Source organism: Sphingomonas faeni (genome assembly GCF_040407565.1).
Taxonomy (GTDB): domain Bacteria; phylum Pseudomonadota; class Alphaproteobacteria; order Sphingomonadales; family Sphingomonadaceae; genus Sphingomonas; species Sphingomonas faeni_F.
The window spans coordinates 310,740-326,279 of record NZ_JAPZPR010000006.1; the positions used below are offsets into that span (position 1 = coordinate 310,740).

Here is a 15,540-nt window from a genome sequence, read left to right on the forward strand (position 1 = left end):
TTACTGTCCCGCGTTGCCGGCGCCGGCCGGGTTTGAGGTCGCGCCCTGCGTCGTCGCGGGGGCTGTAGTGGTCACGTTCTCGACCGGGCCGGTGGCGTTGGCGGTTTCTGCCGCTTCCTCGACCTTCGCCGCGGAGCCGTCGGCGCCGGGCTGCGGGATGACCTTGTCGGACGCCTTGCCCGGGGTCGGCATCGTGCCGCCCTTGGCCTTGACCCACGCCGCGTATTCGGCGGGCGGAACCGCTTCGACCGCGATCGGCATATAGCCGTGGCGCGCGCCGCAGAGCTCCGAGCACTGGCCGAAATACAGGCCGGGCTTTTCGATCGTGAAGCTGGTCTCGTTCAGGCGGCCGGGGATCGCGTCGAGCTTGATCCAGAACGCCGGGACCGCCCAGCTGTGGATCACGTCGTTCGAGGTGGTGATCAGGCGGATCGGCACACCGACGGGGAGGACGATGCGGTTGTCGGTGGCGAGCAGCTTCGGGCCGTCGGCATCGGTGCGGCCACGCTCGCCGGCGGCGACGTCAGCCTTTTCCTTCAGCATGTTGGCGGTGATCTCGAAGCCGCCATTGTCGGGATACTGGTAGGTCCAATACCATTGGTTGCCGATCGCCTTCAGCGTCACCGCGCCGGAGGGGGCCGGCTTGAACTGCGCTTGCAGCAGACCGATCGAGGGAACCGCGATCAGGACGAGGATCACGACCGGCGCGAGCGTCCAGATGATCTCGATAAAGGTGTTGTGGCTGGTCTTCGACGCGACCGGATTGCGCGCCTTGCGGTAGCGGAACGACACCCAGAACAGCAGCGCGAGGACGAACAGCGAGATCACTGTGATGGTCGGCACCAGGATCGAATTGTGCATCCAGTGCGCGAACTGGCCGTTCTTGGTCACCTGGGGCTGGAGGCCGAACAGGCCGTCCGTGGGCTGGCCGATCATCGGCTTGACCGTCATCGCCGGCGCCCCGTCCATCGCCAGCTCGGGGCTGGACGGGTTGGCCGTCGGTTTCGCAGTGGCGGTGGTGGGTGCGGTGTTCGACACGCCCCCCGGTGCTGCGGCGGCCTGCGGCGCAGGTGCCGCTGCTGGCGTGGTCGCAGGCTGGGCCGCATGCCCGGCGACACCACCGAGACTCGCCAGTGCGAGCCCCGCTGCCATCGCAAATCCTCTCATCCCCATCTTGCGCATCGTTATTCTTGACCCCGGTTTATAGCGAACCCGATTCCGGACGCGCGGATGTCTGCTTATGATTTGGGAAGAGCTATACCCAGCGGGGGGGCTCGCCTCAAGCCTTGTCTCGATTGGGCCTTCAGGCGCCCGCACTAACTGCCCGTCATCCTGACGAAAGTCAGGACCCAGGGTAACGAACGCCTTCCCCTGTGGCTCTGGGGCCCGACTTTCGTCAGGATGACGGGGTGGGTGACGTGTGATGCCTGAAGCACCGGTTCTCGTTGCACGCGGTTTCGCGCGCTCGTATCAGCGCGGACAGACCTTTTGGAGCGATGACCCGCGATGACCGAAGACGACGTGCTCGCCGAATTCCGCGCTGCCGAAGCGTTGCTCGAAGGGCATTTCATCCTGTCCTCGGGGCTGCGCAGTTCGCGCTACCTCCAATGCGCGCGGGTGTTGATGGACCCGGCGCGGGGCGCCCGGTTGTCGGAAGCGCTGGTGGCGTCGATCCCGGCCGAGTTGCGCGCGCAGATCGATATCGTCGTCTCGCCAGCAATGGGCGGCGTGATCGCCGGCCACGAGATGGGCCGCGCGCTGGGTGTCGAGGCGGTGTTCCTCGAGCGACCCGACGGCGTGTTCGAACTGCGCCGCGGGTTCCGGCTCGCGCCGGGCCAGCGCGTGCTGATGATGGAGGACGTCGTCACCACCGGGCTGTCGTCGCGCGAGGCGATCGCGGCGATCGGGCGCGCGGGCGGCGTGACGGTCGCGGCGGCGGCGTTGGTCGATCGGTCGAACGGGACCGCGGATCTGGGCGTACCATTCTTCCCGCTGATCCGGCTCGACGTACCGACCTATCCGGCTGACGCATTGCCGGCTGAACTGGCGGCGATCCCGGCGATCAAGCCCGGGAGCCGGGCTGCGGCATGATCCTAGCGCTGGCTCTTGCTGCTGCGAGCGTCTCGGCCAAGGTCGATGCGGTGGCCGCGCAGGCGAAGCTGGCAGGCGTCGTGCTTGTCGCGAAAGGCGACCGCGTGCTGGTCGAGAAAGGCTATGGCACCGTCGACCCTGCGGGCGGGAAGCGGCATGATCCGCGTGCGCGCTGGCGGCTGGCTTCGATCACGAAGCAGGTGACGGCGGCGATGGTCGTGCGACGGCATCCGGGCGATCTCGACCGACCGCTGGCGACGCAAGGCTTCGCCCCGCTCGGCGACCTGACGCTGCGCCAATTGCTCACGCACCATACCGGGCTGGCCAATCCCGACGACACGCCCCTGCGTGATGGCGTGCCGTCCTTCTATCGCGCGCCTGCGCCCGATGCATCATATTGCTTGAGGACGCCGCCAAAACCCGGCGCGCCGTTCGCCTATAATAATTGCGACTATCTGCTGGCCGTCGTCGGCTTGTACGGATCCGGTGCGCTGGCCTGGCCTGCCGGGATGACGATGGCGCGAACCGGCGAGATGGGAGTTCCCGGTTTTGTCGCCGGCAAGGCCGAACCGCCTTACGAGCTGGCGAGTTTCGGTGCGGCGGGCGGGTTGATCGGGACGGCGCGCGACGTGTTCCGGTTCGATCGATCGCTGATGACCGGCGCGATGCTGACGCCCGCCGCTCGTGCCGAACTGTGGAAGCCCGAGGGCGGACGCAGCTACCAGGCGCTGGGGCAATGGGTGTTCCCCGGCGAGTTAAAGGGCTGTGCGGCGGCCAAGCGGATCGTCCAGCGCGACGGCGAGATCGGGGGCGTGCAGACCCGCAACTATATCCTGCCCGACGACGACATCGCCGTCGTGGTCTTCACCAACCGGAGTTCCGACGATTTCACCTTTGGCGAGATCTGGCAAAACTCCGGTTTCGCCTATGATCTCCTCTCGACGGTAGCATGCCCATGACATCTCGGCCCGGTTCGAATTCCGCCTTGCGGCTCGGCGTCAACATCGACCACGTCGCGACGGTGCGGAATGCGCGGGGGGCGGGGTATCCCGATCCGGTGCGTGCTGCGCTGGTCGCGGCGGCGGCGGGGGCGGACGGAATCACCGCGCATCTGCGCGAGGACCGGCGCCACATTACGGACGACGACATCGCGCGTCTGTCGGCCGAACTGACGATCCCGCTCAACCTGGAGATGGCGGCGACCGACGAGATGCTCGGCATCGCGCTGCGTCACAAGCCGCACGCCGCGTGCATCGTGCCGGAAAAGCGCGAGGAACTGACCACCGAGGGTGGGCTCGACGTCGCCGGGCATTACGACCGGATGGCGAAGCTGGTCGACGCGCTGGCGGGGGCGGGGATCCGTGTGTCGCTGTTCATCGAACCGGATGCGCGGCAGATCGAGGCGGCGGTCCGGCTCAAGGTGCCGGTGATCGAACTCCACACGGGCTTGTATGCGGAACTGTCGGGTGAGGCGCGGACGGTGGAATTGCGGCGGCTGAACGATGCGGCTGCGCTGGCGGCGAAGAACGGCATCGAGGTGCACGCGGGGCACGGGCTGACCTACGACAACGTCGCGCCGATCGCGGCTATCCGTCAGGTGCGCGAGCTGAACATCGGGCATTTCCTGGTCGGGGAGGCGCTGTTTGTCGGGCTTGGCGAGGCGGTGCGACTGATGCGCGAGGCTATGGATGCAGCGCGGTAGCTTTCAGATTTTGTTCACGCAAAGGCGCAAAGGCGCGAAGAGAAAGGAGAGGGGCCCGAGTTCGCTTCCTTTCTTGTTCTCTTCGCGCCTTCGCGCCTTCGCGAGAACAAATCCTGTCTTCCGACCCGAGGCGTCGCGATGATTATCGGGCTCGGGTCCGACCTGTGTAACATCGAGCGAATCGTGGCGTCGGTCGAGCGGTTCGGGGATCGGTTCGAGCAGCGCGTGTTTACCGATGTCGAGCGGGCGAAAGCGGCGCGGCGGCCTTTTACCAAGGCCGGCACGCTGGCGAAGCGGTTTGCGGCCAAGGAGGCGTTTTCCAAGGCGGTCGGGACCGGGTTTCGGGCAGGCGTGTTCATGCGCGACATCGGCGTGGTCAACGCCCCCAGCGGCGCGCCGACGCTGGCGCTGACCGGGGGCGCCAAAGCGAGGCTTGACGCGTTGACCCCCGAAGGCCACGCCGCGCGCGTGCATTTGACGATGACCGATGATCATCCGTGGGCGCAGGCCTTCGTGATCATCGAAGCCATACCTCTGATATCCCCGGACATGCGCCAGGATACGAACCTATGAAGGACGCGGCGTTGGACGGCAACGAGTTCCAGGAAAAGCCCCTCGCGCAGGCCCCCCTAACGCAGACCCCCCTAGCGCAGACCGCGGCCGATACCGCGCCACCGGCCGGCACCGCACAGGAAACGACCCGCCGCCGCGGCACCGACTGGTGGGGCGAGGTGAAGGGCATCTTCTGGCTGATCCTGGTCGTGCTCGGCTTCCACAGCTTCATCGCCAAGCCCTTCTATATCCCCAGCGAATCGATGCTACCGGGCCTGCGCATCGGCGACCGGCTGGTGGTGACCAAGTTCGCCTATGGCTGGTCGTTCGTGTCGCCGACGATCCCGAACCCGGTCGCGATCTTCAAGGGCGTGGTGCTGCGCCAGCAGGAAGACAGCTGGAGCGTGTCGCTGCCGTTCATCCACGGTCGGCTGTTCGGCTCGCTGCCGACGCGCGGCGACGTGGTCATCGTGACGCCGCCGGGCACGCATAACGACTATATCAAGCGCGTCATCGGTCTGCCTGGCGACAAGCTGGCCGTGCGCGGCGGGATCGTGTTCCTCAACGGCGTCGCGGTGAAGCGTGGTCCGCTCCACGACACGCTGATCCCGGTCGATACCAACAGCCCGTGCAGCGAGATCGACTATCCCGGCGCGCGCGAGACGCTGCCCGATGGACGCGAAATGTGTCGCCTGCCGACCTATACCGAGACGCTGCCCAACGGCCGGCGCTACGAGACGATCGATCTGGAGCCGGACAGCCAGGGCGACAACTTCGCGGAGATCACGATCCCCGCGAACCACGTCTTCCTGATGGGCGACAACCGCGATCGCTCGGCCGACAGCCGGTTCGCGCTGAGCCAGCTCGGGCTCGGCGGGCCGGTGCCGTACGAGAATCTCGGCGGGCGCGCGGAGTTCATCACCTTCAGCCTCGACGGCGATGCGACGTTCAATCCGTTGAGCTGGTGGGGTTCGCTGCGCCCGGATCGCGCCGGCACCTCGCTCCACCCAGCCAAGGCGAACTGAGATGGCCGAGACCAAGACTGTCGACGAGTTGAGCCCGATCGAGATGCGCGATCCGTTCCTCCGCAAGGAACTGAAGCGGGCTGCGATCTGGCTCGGGCTCGCCTGCGTGATCGCGCTGCTGATCGTTCTGGTCCAGCCGTTGCTGATCATATTCGCCGGCGTCGTGTTCGCAGCTTTGCTCGATGGCGGCGTGCGGCTGCTGGGGCGGGTGCTGCCGATCGGGCGCGGCTGGCGGTTGTTGATCGTCGTGCTGCTGACGTTCGCGTTCCTCATCGGGACGTTCGTGCTGACCGGGGTGCAGGTGACCGAGCAGGTCACGCAGCTGCGCTCGACGCTCGAATCGCAGGCCAATCGCTTCACCGGCTATCTGACCTCACAGGGGCTGATGCCGGGCGCGTCGGACGTCAACGGGATCGTCAAGCAGGCGCTCGGCTCGGTCGGGCGCGTGACGTCGTGGGTGGGCAGCGCGATCGGCGCGATCACCAGCATGTTCATGATCCTGATCCTCGGGCTGTTCATCGCGATGGACCCGGGGACGTACTCGCGCGGGCTTCAGTGGATGGTGCCACTCGATCTGCGCCCCGAGTTCGCCAGGACTTTGGTCAAGATGGGCGCGACGTTGCGGCGGCTGCTCGCCGGACGCCTGCTCGGGATGGCGGTCGAAGGTGTCGCGAGCGGTATCGCGCTGGCGGTTGGCGGCGTGCCGATGGCGATGCTGCTCGGCATCATCGCGGGTATTCTCGCGTTCATCCCCAACGTCGGCGCGATCGTGACCGGCGTGCTGATGGTCGCAGTCGGGTTCAGCGCGGGCGTCGATACGGGCTATTGGGCGATCGGCACGTACCTCGTGGTGCAGACGATCGACGGCTATGTGATCGTGCCGATGGTCGCCAAGCGTACGGTGGATCTGCCGCCGGCGTTGACGCTGGGTGCGCAGATCCTAGCCAGCGCGTTGTTCGGGATCCTGGGGCTGGCGCTGGCCGATCCGATGACCGCGATGATCAAGACCGCGCTCGAGCGACGGTCTGAACGCGAAGAGGAAAAGGCCGAGTCGGACGGGGAGCCCAGCGCCGCGCGCTGACCTCCCCACGCCGCCTATGCCGCGAGCGCCCGGTCGCTCACGAACATGTTGGTCGCTCGCTCGTGCGCGAACGTGCTGGCAGGACCGTGGCCGGGAATGAAGCTCGTATCGCTGCCGAGCGGCCATAGCTTCTCGACGATCGACTTCACCAGCACCTGGTGGTTCCCGCCCGGCATGTCGGATCGCCCGACCGATCCCTGGAACAGCACGTCGCCGACCTGCGCGAATTTCGACGGCGCGTGGTGGAAGATCACATGGCCCTCGGTGTGTCCCGGCGTCTCGTACACATCGAGCACGAGGTCGCCGACCGAGACGGTATCGCCCTCGACGAGCCAGCGGTCGGGCTCGAAATTCACACCGAGGATCCCGTATTTCGGCCCGTCCTGATCGAGCCGCTGCAACCAGAAGCGATCCGCCTCGTGTGGCCCCTCGATCGGCACGCCGAGATCGTTCGACAGTCGCTTGGCACCACCGGCATGATCGATATGTCCGTGAGTCAGCAGGATCTTCTCGACCGTCACCCCCGCGTGTTCGACGGCCGCCATGATCCGCGGCAGGTCGCCGCCCGGATCGATCACCGCCGCCTTCATCGTCGCGGTGCACCAGATGATGGTGCAGTTCTGCTGGATCGGCGTGACCGGCACGATGGCAGCACGGAGCGGGGGCGCGGCGCGGAGGGGAGGATTTGTCATGGCCTCGAAATAGGATAGCGCGCCGGTTGGAGCAATCGCCGCTTGCGGTTTGCCCCGTGCCCCGTGCAACAGTCGTGGCGATGTGGACCGCGCCCTTCGTTTTGCTCGATGACGCCCGCGAGGGGGGTGCGCCTGCACGATTGTACCGCGACCCCGTCCGGACCCTTCGCGCCGACACGCTCGCCGAGGTCCGCTGTGCGCTCGACGCGTTACGAAACGCCCGCGCGGAGAGCCTGCACGCCGCCGGCTACATCACCTACGAAGCCGGCGCCGCACTCGCGTCGAGGCCGGTCGACGTCCGCACCGAAGGCCCGCTGCTCTGGTTCGGCCTGTTCGCCGACTACCAGACGATAGCGCCCGAAGACGTCGCCGCGTTGCTCCCCGACCCCGCCGGCGCGTGGACCGGTGCGCCGCAGCCGCTGATCGACCGCGAAACCTACGACGCCAGCCTGACGCGCGTGCTCGACCTGATCGCGGCGGGCGACATCTACCAGGCCAACCTCACCTTCGCCGCCACCGTCCCGTTCGTCGGCGACCCGCTCGCGCTCTATGCCCGGCTGCGGCGCCAGGCGAAGGCAGGCTACGGCGCGCTGATCGACACTGGTGAGACGCGCTTCCTGTCGCTCTCCCCCGAACTCTTCTTCGCACTCGACGGCGACACGCTCACCTGCCGCCCGATGAAGGGCACCGCACCGCGAGGCGACACGCCCGACGCCGATCGCGCGCTCGCCGAAACACTCGCGGCCGACCCGAAGCAACGCGCCGAAAACCTCATGATCGTCGACCTGATGCGCAACGACCTGTCGCGCGTCGCCACCCACGTCGCGGTCCCCGACCTGTTCACCGTCGAGACCTATCCGACCGTCCACCAGATGACCTCGACCGTCACCGCGACGCTGAAACCCGATTGCGACGCGGTGGACGTCCTAACCGCGCTATTCCCGTGCGGCTCGATCACCGGCGCGCCCAAGCAACGCGCGATGGAGGTCATCGCCGAAGTCGAGCACGCGCGCACCCGCGGCATCTACACCGGTGCGATCGGGCGGTTCGATCCGAATGGCGATGCGACCTTCAACGTCGCGATCCGCACGTTGGCGATCGAGAATGGCGCAGCGACGATGAGTCTCGGCTCGGGCATCGTCGCCGACAGCGCAGCCGACGCCGAATGGGACGAATGCCATGCCAAGGGCGCGTTCGTCACCGCCGGCCAGCGCCGCTTCGACCTGATCGAAACTATGGCGTTCGATCCCGACGACGGCCTGACCCGCCTCGAAGCGCATCTCGCGCGAATGAAGGCGAGTGCCCAGGCCTTGGGCTTCACCTTCGACCGCCACACCGCGCGCAACGAACTCCAGGCGGCGACCTTCCGGTTGCGCGGGCCCCGCCGCATCCGCCTGTTGCTCAGCGCATCCGGTGCGATCGCGATCGAGGCGGCGCCACTCCCGCACTCGCCTGCGCAAGCAATGGTCGCGATCATCCCGCTGCCCGTCGCCGCGACCGACTTCCGGCTCCGCCACAAGACGAGCGCCCGCGCCTTCTACGACGACGCGCGCAAGGCCGCGGGGTCGTTCGAGGTGGTGTTCGAGGACGCGGAAGGCTTCCTTACCGAAGGCAGTTTCACGTCGCTGTTCGTGCAGCGTGGAGATGCGCTGGTCACGCCGCCGCTACGGCATGGCCTGCTCCCGGGCATTCTCCGCGCCGACCTGCTCGAATCGGGCCGCGCAACCGAAGCCCCGCTAACCCGAGCCGACCTGACCGCCGGATTCTTCATTGGAAATGCGGTCCGCGGGCTCATCCCTGCCATCGTTACGGTTGCGAATTCGACCAAGCGGAGCGTATAGCCCGCGCGAATTCCGCGGCGACGTTCGCGGACAACCGCAAAGGTTTCACCATGCACGCATCCGCCGCGCTCGGCCGCATCAGCCCCTCGCCGACGCTCGCGATCACCTCGCGCGTTCTCGAACTGAAGCGCGCAGGCGTCGACGTGATCGGCCTCGGTGCGGGCGAACCCGATTTCGACACGCCGGACTTCGTCAAAGAGGCTGCGATCCAGGCGATCCGCGACGGCAAGACCAAATACACCAATGTCGACGGCACGATCGAGCTGAAGCAGGCGATCGTCGCGAAGTTCGCACGCGACAACAACCTCACTTACACCACCGACCAGATCAGCGTGAACGTCGGCGGCAAGCACACCCTGTTCAACGCGATGGTCGCGACGATCGATCCGGGCGACGAGGTCGTCATCCCCGCGCCGTACTGGGTCAGCTATCCCGACGTCGTGCAGTTCGCCGGCGGCGTGCCGGTGATCGTCAAGGCGGGCCCCGAGGTCGGCTACAAGCTCGATCCGGCGGCGCTCGATGCGGCGATCACGCCCAAGACCAGGTGGGTGATCCTCAACTCGCCGTCCAACCCGACGGGGGCCGGCTACACGATCGACGAGCTGAAGGCGCTCGGCGTGGTGCTCGCGAAGCATCCGCACGTGTGGATCTTCGCCGACGATATGTACGAGCACATCGTCTATGACGGCTTCAAGTTCGCGACCATCGCGGAAGCCTGCCCCGAGCTGTTCGAGCGCACGTTGACCGTCAACGGCTGCTCGAAGGCCTATGCGATGACCGGCTGGCGAATCGGCTACGGCGCCGGTGCATCGTGGCTGATCAAGGCGATGGCCAAGCTCCAGTCGCAGTCGACCTCGAACCCGTGCTCGATCGCACAGGCCGCGGCGGTGGCTGCGTTAAACGGCGACCAGTCGTTCCTCGCCGAGCGCAACACGGCGTTCCAGGGCCGCCGGGATCTGGTCGTGACGATGCTCAACGAGATCGACGGCATGCACTGCCCGACGCCGGAGGGTGCGTTCTACGTCTACCCTTCGTTCGCGGAACTCATCGGCAAGACGACGCCGAACGGACGCCTGATCGACACCGACGAGGCGATGGTCGGCTACCTCCTCGACGACGCCAAGGTGGCCGTCGTGCAGGGCGCTGCGTTCGGCCTCAGCCCGGCGTTCCGGATCAGCTACGCCACCTCCGACGAGCTGCTTCGCGAGGCCTGCACGCGCATCCAGACGGCGTGCGCCGCGCTGAAGTAAGTTCTGATCCTCCCCCGCCAGGGGGAGGTGGCTGGCGCTTGCCAGACGGAGGGGGAGGAAAGGGTTACGCCTGTTCCGTGCCCTCCCCCTCCGTCACCTTCGGCGACACCTCCCCCTGGCGGGGGAGGATCGCAAGGTTCCGGCAACATTCGAGACACGCGGCGACATCTCCCGGCAACCCTGCCGGGCGATGCCTGCTGCACGATGAACGCATCGGCCACGGCGCGTTAATCGAGAGTTTCTAAAAACGACATTGTGGTTGGCCGGCATCTCTACGACATGCCGGTCCGTAACTGACGCTGACCTATCCGGTCGGCGCCATCACTGGGTTTCATTGGGATCGCATCATGCGCAGCATCGTAAAGTCGAGTTTCTTCTGGCAGTTCAGCGGTGGTTTCGTCCTCGGCGCCATCGGCTTGCTCGCGCTCCAGCCCGCCGAAGCGCGCCAGACCTTCGCCAGCCATTTCGAGCACAGCGTCTCCGCCACCGCGCTATAACTGCGGCGATGGCCTAGCGAAGACGAGCCGCAACCCCATGTATCAAAACATGAAAAAGCCGCTTCTCGCCACGCTCGCCGCCGTCGGTATCGCCGGTGCGTTTATTGCCACCGGCACCGCGCAAGGTGCCCGCGCCGTCGTCATCCCCGCTGCCAAGACCGACCTTCCGGCGACGCCGGGCCTGCAGACGGCGGTGCTCGCGGGCGGCTGCTTCTGGACGATGGAAGCGGTGTTCGAGCATGTGAAGGGCGTTAAGGCGGTCACGACCGGTTACGCCGGCGGTACTAAGGCGACCGCGACCTACGATCAGGTCTCCGCCGAGACGACGAAGCATGCCGAAGCCATCAAAATCGCCTACGACCCCCGCGTGGTCAGCTACGGCACGTTGCTCCGCGTATATTTCTCGATCGCGCATGATCCGACGACGTTGAACCGCCAGGGACCCGACAGCGGGGAAAGCTATCGCTCGGCGATCTTCCCGCAATCGCCGGCGCAGGCGCAGGTGGCGCGCGCCTACATCGCGCAACTCGGCGCTACGCATGCGTTTTCCGGGCCGATCGTGACGAAGCTGGAGACGGGGACGTTCTATCCGGCCGAGGCGTATCACCAGAATTTCTACGACCGGAACCCGACGCATCCGTACGTCGTGATGTGGGACAAGCCGAAGATTGCCGCCTTCCGCGCGGCGTTCCCGACGATTTCGAGCTGAGGCGGCACTTTTACCTGACGTCCACCCCGGCGAAGGCCGGGGCCCAATTGGAAAGGTTGCAGTAACGACGGACGAACCTTCGTTATACGCCGCCCGCAATTGGGCCCCGGCCTTCGCCGGGGTGGTGCTTATTTACTTATCTACCTGACCAGCGACAAACCTCAGGCCGCAACCGGGAACCGCAGCATTCGGTCTGCTACCGGCACCATAGCCTCGGCGCCGAGCCCCACCGCGCGCACGATCTCCGGATGATCCACATCAAGTCCCCCGGTCAGTGACCCGAACGCCGGCAGTATCAGCTTCGTCGCCGTCGCCACGAAACACCGCCGCGCGACGGATTTTCCCCGCACCCTTAGCCGAAGCTTCGGATGAAAATGCCCCGACAGTTCCGGCCGCGTCTCCGCCCTGTCCGCCTCATGCCGCAGTACCAGCCCGTCGACGACCACCTCATCCACCACTTCCCCGCCACACCGATCGAGGATAGCCGGATCGTGATTGCCCGTGATCCACGTCCACCGCGTCCCGTCGGTCATCGCCCGCAGCATGTCCTGCGCACGCTGCGGCAATCGCTCGCAGCCGTCGCTGTCGTGAAAGCTGTCGCCCAGGCACCAGACTTCGCGCGCGCCGGTCGCCGCGACCAGCGCGGTGAGATCGGCCAGCGTCGCGATCGAATCATACGGCGGCAGCATCTGGCCGCGTTTGGCGAACCAGCTGGCCTTCTCGAAATGCAGGTCGGCGACCAGCAGCGCACGCCGCTCCGGCCAAAACAGCGCGCCTTGCGCCAACGCCAGAAGCGCATGCCCGCCGAACGAAAAGGGAACCATTTCCTCGCCATGCCGGTGCACGCCCCGTGAATCAACCCGCCATCGCGCCAAACCAGCAGGACTTGCGCATGCCCCCAATCGGCGTAAAGCGCGCCGTCCCCTCAGGAGGAGCGCTCTTCGCGCCATGACGTCCGTCGCCGGAACACCCCAAACTGCAGTCGTGACCGAACCCACCGCCGAGGAATCGGCAGGGCAGGCGTGCGCGCCGTCGGATCTGTCCGCAGCGCATCTTCACCCGCACCCCGCACTCGCCGCGCTGACCGTCGGCGCGATCGGCGTGGTGTTCGGCGATATCGGCACCAGCCCGCTCTATGCGTTCCGCGAGGCGCTCGGCCAGACGTCCGCGGGCGGCATCGATCCGACCGAAATCCTCGGCGTGCTGAGCCTCGCGCTCTGGTCGCTGTTCCTCGTCGTGACCGTCAAATACGTCATCTTCCTGATGCGCGCCGACAACCAGGGCGAGGGCGGCGTGCTGGCGCTGGCCGCGCTCGCCCGTCGCGCGCTGGGGATGCGGTCGCGGATCGCGATCGTGCTCGGCGCGGCGGGCGCGTCGTTGTTCTACGGCGATGCGATCATCACGCCCGCCTTGTCGGTGCTGTCGGCGATGGAGGGCCTGCGGACGATTCCGAGCGCCGCGCACATCTTCAACGAGGGCGTCGTCCGCGCGCTGACGATCGGTATCCTGATCGCGCTGTTCCTGATCCAGTCGCGCGGCACCGCGCAGGTGTCGAAGCTGTTCGGCCCGGTCTGCATCCTCTGGTTCGTCGCGATCGGTGCGCTCGGCATCTGGCACATCGCCGACGAGCCCTCGATCGTCCGCGTGTTCCTGCCGACCTACGGCATCTCGTTCCTCGCCACGCACGGCGTCACCGGCCTGTTCGTGCTCGGTGCGGTGTTCCTGACCGTCACCGGCGCCGAAGCGCTCACCGCCGACATGGGCCATTTCGGCAAGCTGCCGATCCGCATCGGCTGGTTCTTCCTCGTCTTCCCGGCGCTCGCGCTCAATTACCTGGGGCAGGGCGCATTCGCCTTGTCGCGGCTAGAAGATGCGGCGGCGCGCGGCGTACCCTTCGTCAATCAGGACTGGTTCTTCCTGATGGCGCCCGAATCGCTCCGTCCCGCGCTGATCATCCTCGCCGGCTTCGCGACCGTCATCGCCAGCCAAGCGGTCATCACCGGCGCATTCTCGCTGACGCAGCAGGCGATCCAGCTCGGCCTGCTCCCGCGCCTGCGCATCCGCCAGACCTCGGCGGTGTTCGCCGGCCAGATCTACCTGCCCGCGATCAACTGGCTGTTGCTGATCGGCGTGCTGGTGCTGGTGATCCAGTTCAAGACGTCGTCGGCGATGGCCGCGGCGTACGGCATCGCGGTGACCGGCACGATGGTCGTCACCACCTTGCTGGCGTATATCGTCGTCCGCCACCGCTGGAACTGGTCGCGGCCGCTCGCGCTCGCGGCGATCCTGCCGTTCCTGACGCTCGACCTGATCTTCTTCGGCGCGAACATCCTCCGCGTGATCGAGGGCGGCTGGGTGCCACTCGTCATCGCCGCCGCGATCGGGCTGATCATCTTCACCTGGGTGCGCGGCAAGAAGATCGTCAGCGCGTTCGAAAAGCGCCAGAGCATCCCGCTCAGCGATCTCGCCTCGGCACTGGAGAAGCGTCCGCCCGAGCGCGTGTCGGGGACCGCTGTGTTCCTGACCGGCAACCCGCACGCGACGCCCGGCGCGCTGCTGCATAACCTCAAGCACAACAAGGTGCTCCACGAGCGCAACCTGATCGTCAGCATCCGCACCGCCGACCGGCCGTTCGTCGAGGAGTCTCAGCGCGCCAAGGTAGAACGCGTCGACGACAATTTCTCGATCGTCGTGCTGACCTACGGCTTCATGGAATCTCCCGACGTGCCCCGCGATCTCGGCGTCGGCAACAAGACCGAACAGCTCGGGCTCGACCCGATGCGCACCTCGTTCTTCATCGGCCGCAACACGCTGAAGCCCGACGCGGAAAAGGGCATGCCGCCTTGGCAGGACCGGATCTTCCTGTTCCTCCAGCGCAACGCCAGCGACCCGACCGACTTCCTGAAAATCCCGCCGGGCAAGGTGCTCGAGCTCGGCGAACAGGTCACCGTGTAGGCGCGTCCGTCACGAGGCGGTCGAACAGCGCGAGGTACCGCTCCGCCGAATCTGCACCGGGCGGCGGAACGGGAGCGGGCCGCATGATACCGGGATCGAGCCACGCATTCAGCGCGACGACCAGGCCGGCGGCGTCCTCCCGGTCGACCATCGTGCCGCGGTCGGCACGATCGATGATCTCCTGAACCGCCATGCTCGAGTTGGTGGAAACGACCGGCGTGCCGACCGACAGCGCCTCGCGCAGCACGCCGGGGACGCCTTCGAAATCGGAGGTCAGCGCCAGCACGGTCGCGCCGCGCATCGCCGGCAGCGGATCGGCGGCGTGGCCGGGAAGATGGATGCGGCCGGACAGCCCGAGTGCGCGGACCTGCGCCTCGATCGCGTCGCGTTCGGTGCCTTCGCCGAGGATCACCAGCGCCACCGTGCGGTCTGCCAGCGCCGGTACCGCGGCGATCAGCCGGTCCCAGCGTTTCTGCGGCTCGAGTCGGCCTACTCCGAGGATGAACCGATCGGGCATGGCGAACCCGCCGGGCAGTGCCGCGCTGCCATCGGTGATCGGCGTTGCCGGCGGGTTCGGAATGACGCTGGTCCGCCCGACCATACGGGTCGCGCGCGCGGCCTCATCCGCGGTCGCAGGGGTCATGGCTACAAGATGGTCGAGGAAGCTGCCGTGCCGCGCGAGCCAGAACTGGTGGGCGGCATGCATCAGGCGGCCATGATCGGCGCGCGCGGGAGCGTTGGACATCTTGGCGACGATCGGCGGGCTCGCCTGTCCAAGCCTCAGCCGGGTCCATGCCGCAACGCCGGTATAGAAATTGCCGGGGCAGAAAATCACGTCCGGCGCGAGACGTCGTACGACCGTCGGCAGCGCGAGCAGCCGCGACGGCGCGACGATCTCCAGGCCATCCGGCAATTCCGCCGCCAGCGGCCCGTCGATGTTCTCTATCGCCAGCGTCACCCGTCGCCCTGCCGCGAGCCAGCCGCGCGCGAGGCGCAGTTGCGCGCGCTCGACCCCGCCGCCGCGCAAATCCTCGGCATAGGTCAGGATGTGCTGCGCGATCGGTGGCTCGCTCATGGGTGACATATGGGGGTCATCATAATGCGCGATGGATAAAGCGGAGATAGCGACCGAATGAAACCGACTT

General features: G+C 66.9%; 15 protein-coding genes. 11 read left to right on the forward strand and 4 right to left on the reverse strand.

All coding sequences use genetic code 11. The annotated features are described in order from the left end of the window. Window positions 1-1,152 (reverse strand): cytochrome c oxidase subunit II, encoded by a 1,152-nt coding sequence (gene coxB / locus O6Y00_RS14585; RefSeq protein ID WP_353443295.1) that lies wholly within the window; start codon window positions 1,150-1,152, stop codon window positions 1-3. Window positions 1,153-1,506: 354 nt separating this feature from the next. Here coxB and pyrE point away from each other — a divergent pair, with 354 nt between their 5' ends. The 6 genes from pyrE to O6Y00_RS14615 all read left to right on the forward strand — a co-directional run bounded on the left by pyrE (window position 1,507) and on the right by O6Y00_RS14615 (window position 6,451). After that, window positions 1,507-2,091, forward strand: coding sequence for an orotate phosphoribosyltransferase (gene pyrE / locus O6Y00_RS14590; protein ID WP_353443296.1), 585 nt, complete (start codon window positions 1,507-1,509; stop codon window positions 2,089-2,091). Then, window positions 2,088-3,050: a serine hydrolase domain-containing protein gene (locus O6Y00_RS14595; protein ID WP_353443297.1), complete on the forward strand. Its 963-nt coding sequence runs from the start codon at window positions 2,088-2,090 to the stop codon at window positions 3,048-3,050. The genes pyrE and O6Y00_RS14595 overlap by 4 nt, the downstream gene beginning before the upstream one ends. Beyond that, the gene (locus O6Y00_RS14600; RefSeq protein WP_435368633.1) at window positions 3,041-3,793 is read left to right on the forward strand and encodes a pyridoxine 5'-phosphate synthase; all 753 of its coding nucleotides are present in this window, start codon (window positions 3,041-3,043) and stop codon (window positions 3,791-3,793) included. Before O6Y00_RS14595 ends, O6Y00_RS14600 begins: the two co-directional genes overlap by 10 nt. A 138-nt stretch (window positions 3,794-3,931) precedes the next feature. Next, window positions 3,932-4,366, forward strand: a complete 435-nt coding sequence (gene acpS / locus O6Y00_RS14605) for a holo-ACP synthase (protein ID WP_353443299.1) — start codon at window positions 3,932-3,934, stop codon at window positions 4,364-4,366. Then, window positions 4,363-5,370 carry a signal peptidase I gene (gene lepB / locus O6Y00_RS14610; protein ID WP_353443300.1) on the forward strand — a complete coding sequence of 336 codons (1,008 nt, stop codon included), beginning with the start codon at window positions 4,363-4,365 and terminating at the stop codon, window positions 5,368-5,370. Before acpS ends, lepB begins: the two co-directional genes overlap by 4 nt. 1 nt (window position 5,371) lies before the next feature. Beyond that, window positions 5,372-6,451: an AI-2E family transporter gene (locus O6Y00_RS14615; RefSeq protein WP_353443301.1), complete on the forward strand. Its 1,080-nt coding sequence runs from the start codon at window positions 5,372-5,374 to the stop codon at window positions 6,449-6,451. Between the two features lie 14 nt (window positions 6,452-6,465). Here O6Y00_RS14615 and O6Y00_RS14620 read toward each other — a convergent pair whose 3' ends face one another. Further along, the gene (locus tag O6Y00_RS14620) at window positions 6,466-7,143 is read right to left on the reverse strand and encodes an MBL fold metallo-hydrolase (protein WP_353443302.1); all 678 of its coding nucleotides are present in this window, start codon (window positions 7,141-7,143) and stop codon (window positions 6,466-6,468) included. 80 nt (window positions 7,144-7,223) lie between these two features. On the opposite strand from O6Y00_RS14620, the gene pabB reads away from it, so the two are divergent. The 4 genes from pabB (at window position 7,224) to msrA (ending at window position 11,440) form a co-directional block, all read left to right on the forward strand. After that, window positions 7,224-8,984 carry an aminodeoxychorismate synthase component I gene (pabB, locus tag O6Y00_RS14625; protein ID WP_353443348.1) on the forward strand — a complete coding sequence of 587 codons (1,761 nt, stop codon included), beginning with the start codon at window positions 7,224-7,226 and terminating at the stop codon, window positions 8,982-8,984. Window positions 8,985-9,034: 50 nt separating this feature from the next. Beyond that, on the forward strand, window positions 9,035-10,234 hold the full coding sequence (locus tag O6Y00_RS14630; protein ID WP_353443303.1) for a pyridoxal phosphate-dependent aminotransferase: 1,200 nt from the start codon (window positions 9,035-9,037) through the stop codon (window positions 10,232-10,234). A 347-nt stretch (window positions 10,235-10,581) separates the two neighbouring features. After that, entirely contained in the window at window positions 10,582-10,731 is a 150-nt protein-coding gene (locus O6Y00_RS14635) for a hypothetical protein (protein WP_353443304.1), read from the forward strand. 49 nt (window positions 10,732-10,780) lie between these two features. Beyond that, window positions 10,781-11,440, forward strand: a complete 660-nt coding sequence (gene msrA / locus O6Y00_RS14640) for a peptide-methionine (S)-S-oxide reductase MsrA (RefSeq protein WP_353443305.1) — start codon at window positions 10,781-10,783, stop codon at window positions 11,438-11,440. A 161-nt stretch (window positions 11,441-11,601) separates the two neighbouring features. Here msrA and pdeM read toward each other — a convergent pair whose 3' ends face one another. Next, window positions 11,602-12,264, reverse strand: a complete 663-nt coding sequence (gene pdeM, locus O6Y00_RS14645) for a ligase-associated DNA damage response endonuclease PdeM (protein WP_353443306.1) — start codon at window positions 12,262-12,264, stop codon at window positions 11,602-11,604. A 214-nt stretch (window positions 12,265-12,478) separates the two neighbouring features. Between pdeM and O6Y00_RS14650 the strand changes: the two genes are divergently transcribed. Next, window positions 12,479-14,395, forward strand: coding sequence for a potassium transporter Kup (locus tag O6Y00_RS14650; RefSeq protein WP_353443349.1), 1,917 nt, complete (start codon window positions 12,479-12,481; stop codon window positions 14,393-14,395). Here the strand turns inward: O6Y00_RS14650 and O6Y00_RS14655 are convergent. Continuing rightward, window positions 14,385-15,470: a glycosyltransferase gene (locus O6Y00_RS14655; RefSeq protein ID WP_353443307.1), complete on the reverse strand. Its 1,086-nt coding sequence runs from the start codon at window positions 15,468-15,470 to the stop codon at window positions 14,385-14,387. The genes O6Y00_RS14650 and O6Y00_RS14655 overlap by 11 nt on opposite strands. Between the last annotated feature and the right edge of the window lie 70 nt (window positions 15,471-15,540).

Bases quoted from the DNA above. Each gene is read 5' to 3' on its own strand.
- coxB (WP_353443295.1), bottom strand. From the start codon at position 1,152: ATGGCAGCGGGGCTCGCACTGGCGAGTCTCGGTGGTGTCGCCGGGCAT.
- pyrE (WP_353443296.1), top strand. From the start codon at position 1,507: ATGACCGAAGACGACGTGCTCGCCGAATTCCGCGCTGCCGAAGCGTTG.
- O6Y00_RS14595 (WP_353443297.1), top strand. From the start codon at position 2,088: ATGATCCTAGCGCTGGCTCTTGCTGCTGCGAGCGTCTCGGCCAAGGTC.
- O6Y00_RS14600 (WP_435368633.1), top strand. From the start codon at position 3,041: ATGCCCATGACATCTCGGCCCGGTTCGAATTCCGCCTTGCGGCTCGGC.
- acpS (WP_353443299.1), top strand. From the start codon at position 3,932: ATGATTATCGGGCTCGGGTCCGACCTGTGTAACATCGAGCGAATCGTG.
- lepB (WP_353443300.1), top strand. From the start codon at position 4,363: ATGAAGGACGCGGCGTTGGACGGCAACGAGTTCCAGGAAAAGCCCCTC.
- O6Y00_RS14615 (WP_353443301.1), top strand. From the start codon at position 5,372: ATGGCCGAGACCAAGACTGTCGACGAGTTGAGCCCGATCGAGATGCGC.
- O6Y00_RS14620 (WP_353443302.1), bottom strand. From the start codon at position 7,143: ATGACAAATCCTCCCCTCCGCGCCGCGCCCCCGCTCCGTGCTGCCATC.
- pabB (WP_353443348.1), top strand. From the start codon at position 7,224: ATGTGGACCGCGCCCTTCGTTTTGCTCGATGACGCCCGCGAGGGGGGT.
- O6Y00_RS14630 (WP_353443303.1), top strand. From the start codon at position 9,035: ATGCACGCATCCGCCGCGCTCGGCCGCATCAGCCCCTCGCCGACGCTC.
- O6Y00_RS14635 (WP_353443304.1), top strand. From the start codon at position 10,582: ATGCGCAGCATCGTAAAGTCGAGTTTCTTCTGGCAGTTCAGCGGTGGT.
- msrA (WP_353443305.1), top strand. From the start codon at position 10,781: ATGAAAAAGCCGCTTCTCGCCACGCTCGCCGCCGTCGGTATCGCCGGT.
- pdeM (WP_353443306.1), bottom strand. From the start codon at position 12,264: ATGGTTCCCTTTTCGTTCGGCGGGCATGCGCTTCTGGCGTTGGCGCAA.
- O6Y00_RS14655 (WP_353443307.1), bottom strand. From the start codon at position 15,470: ATGAGCGAGCCACCGATCGCGCAGCACATCCTGACCTATGCCGAGGAT.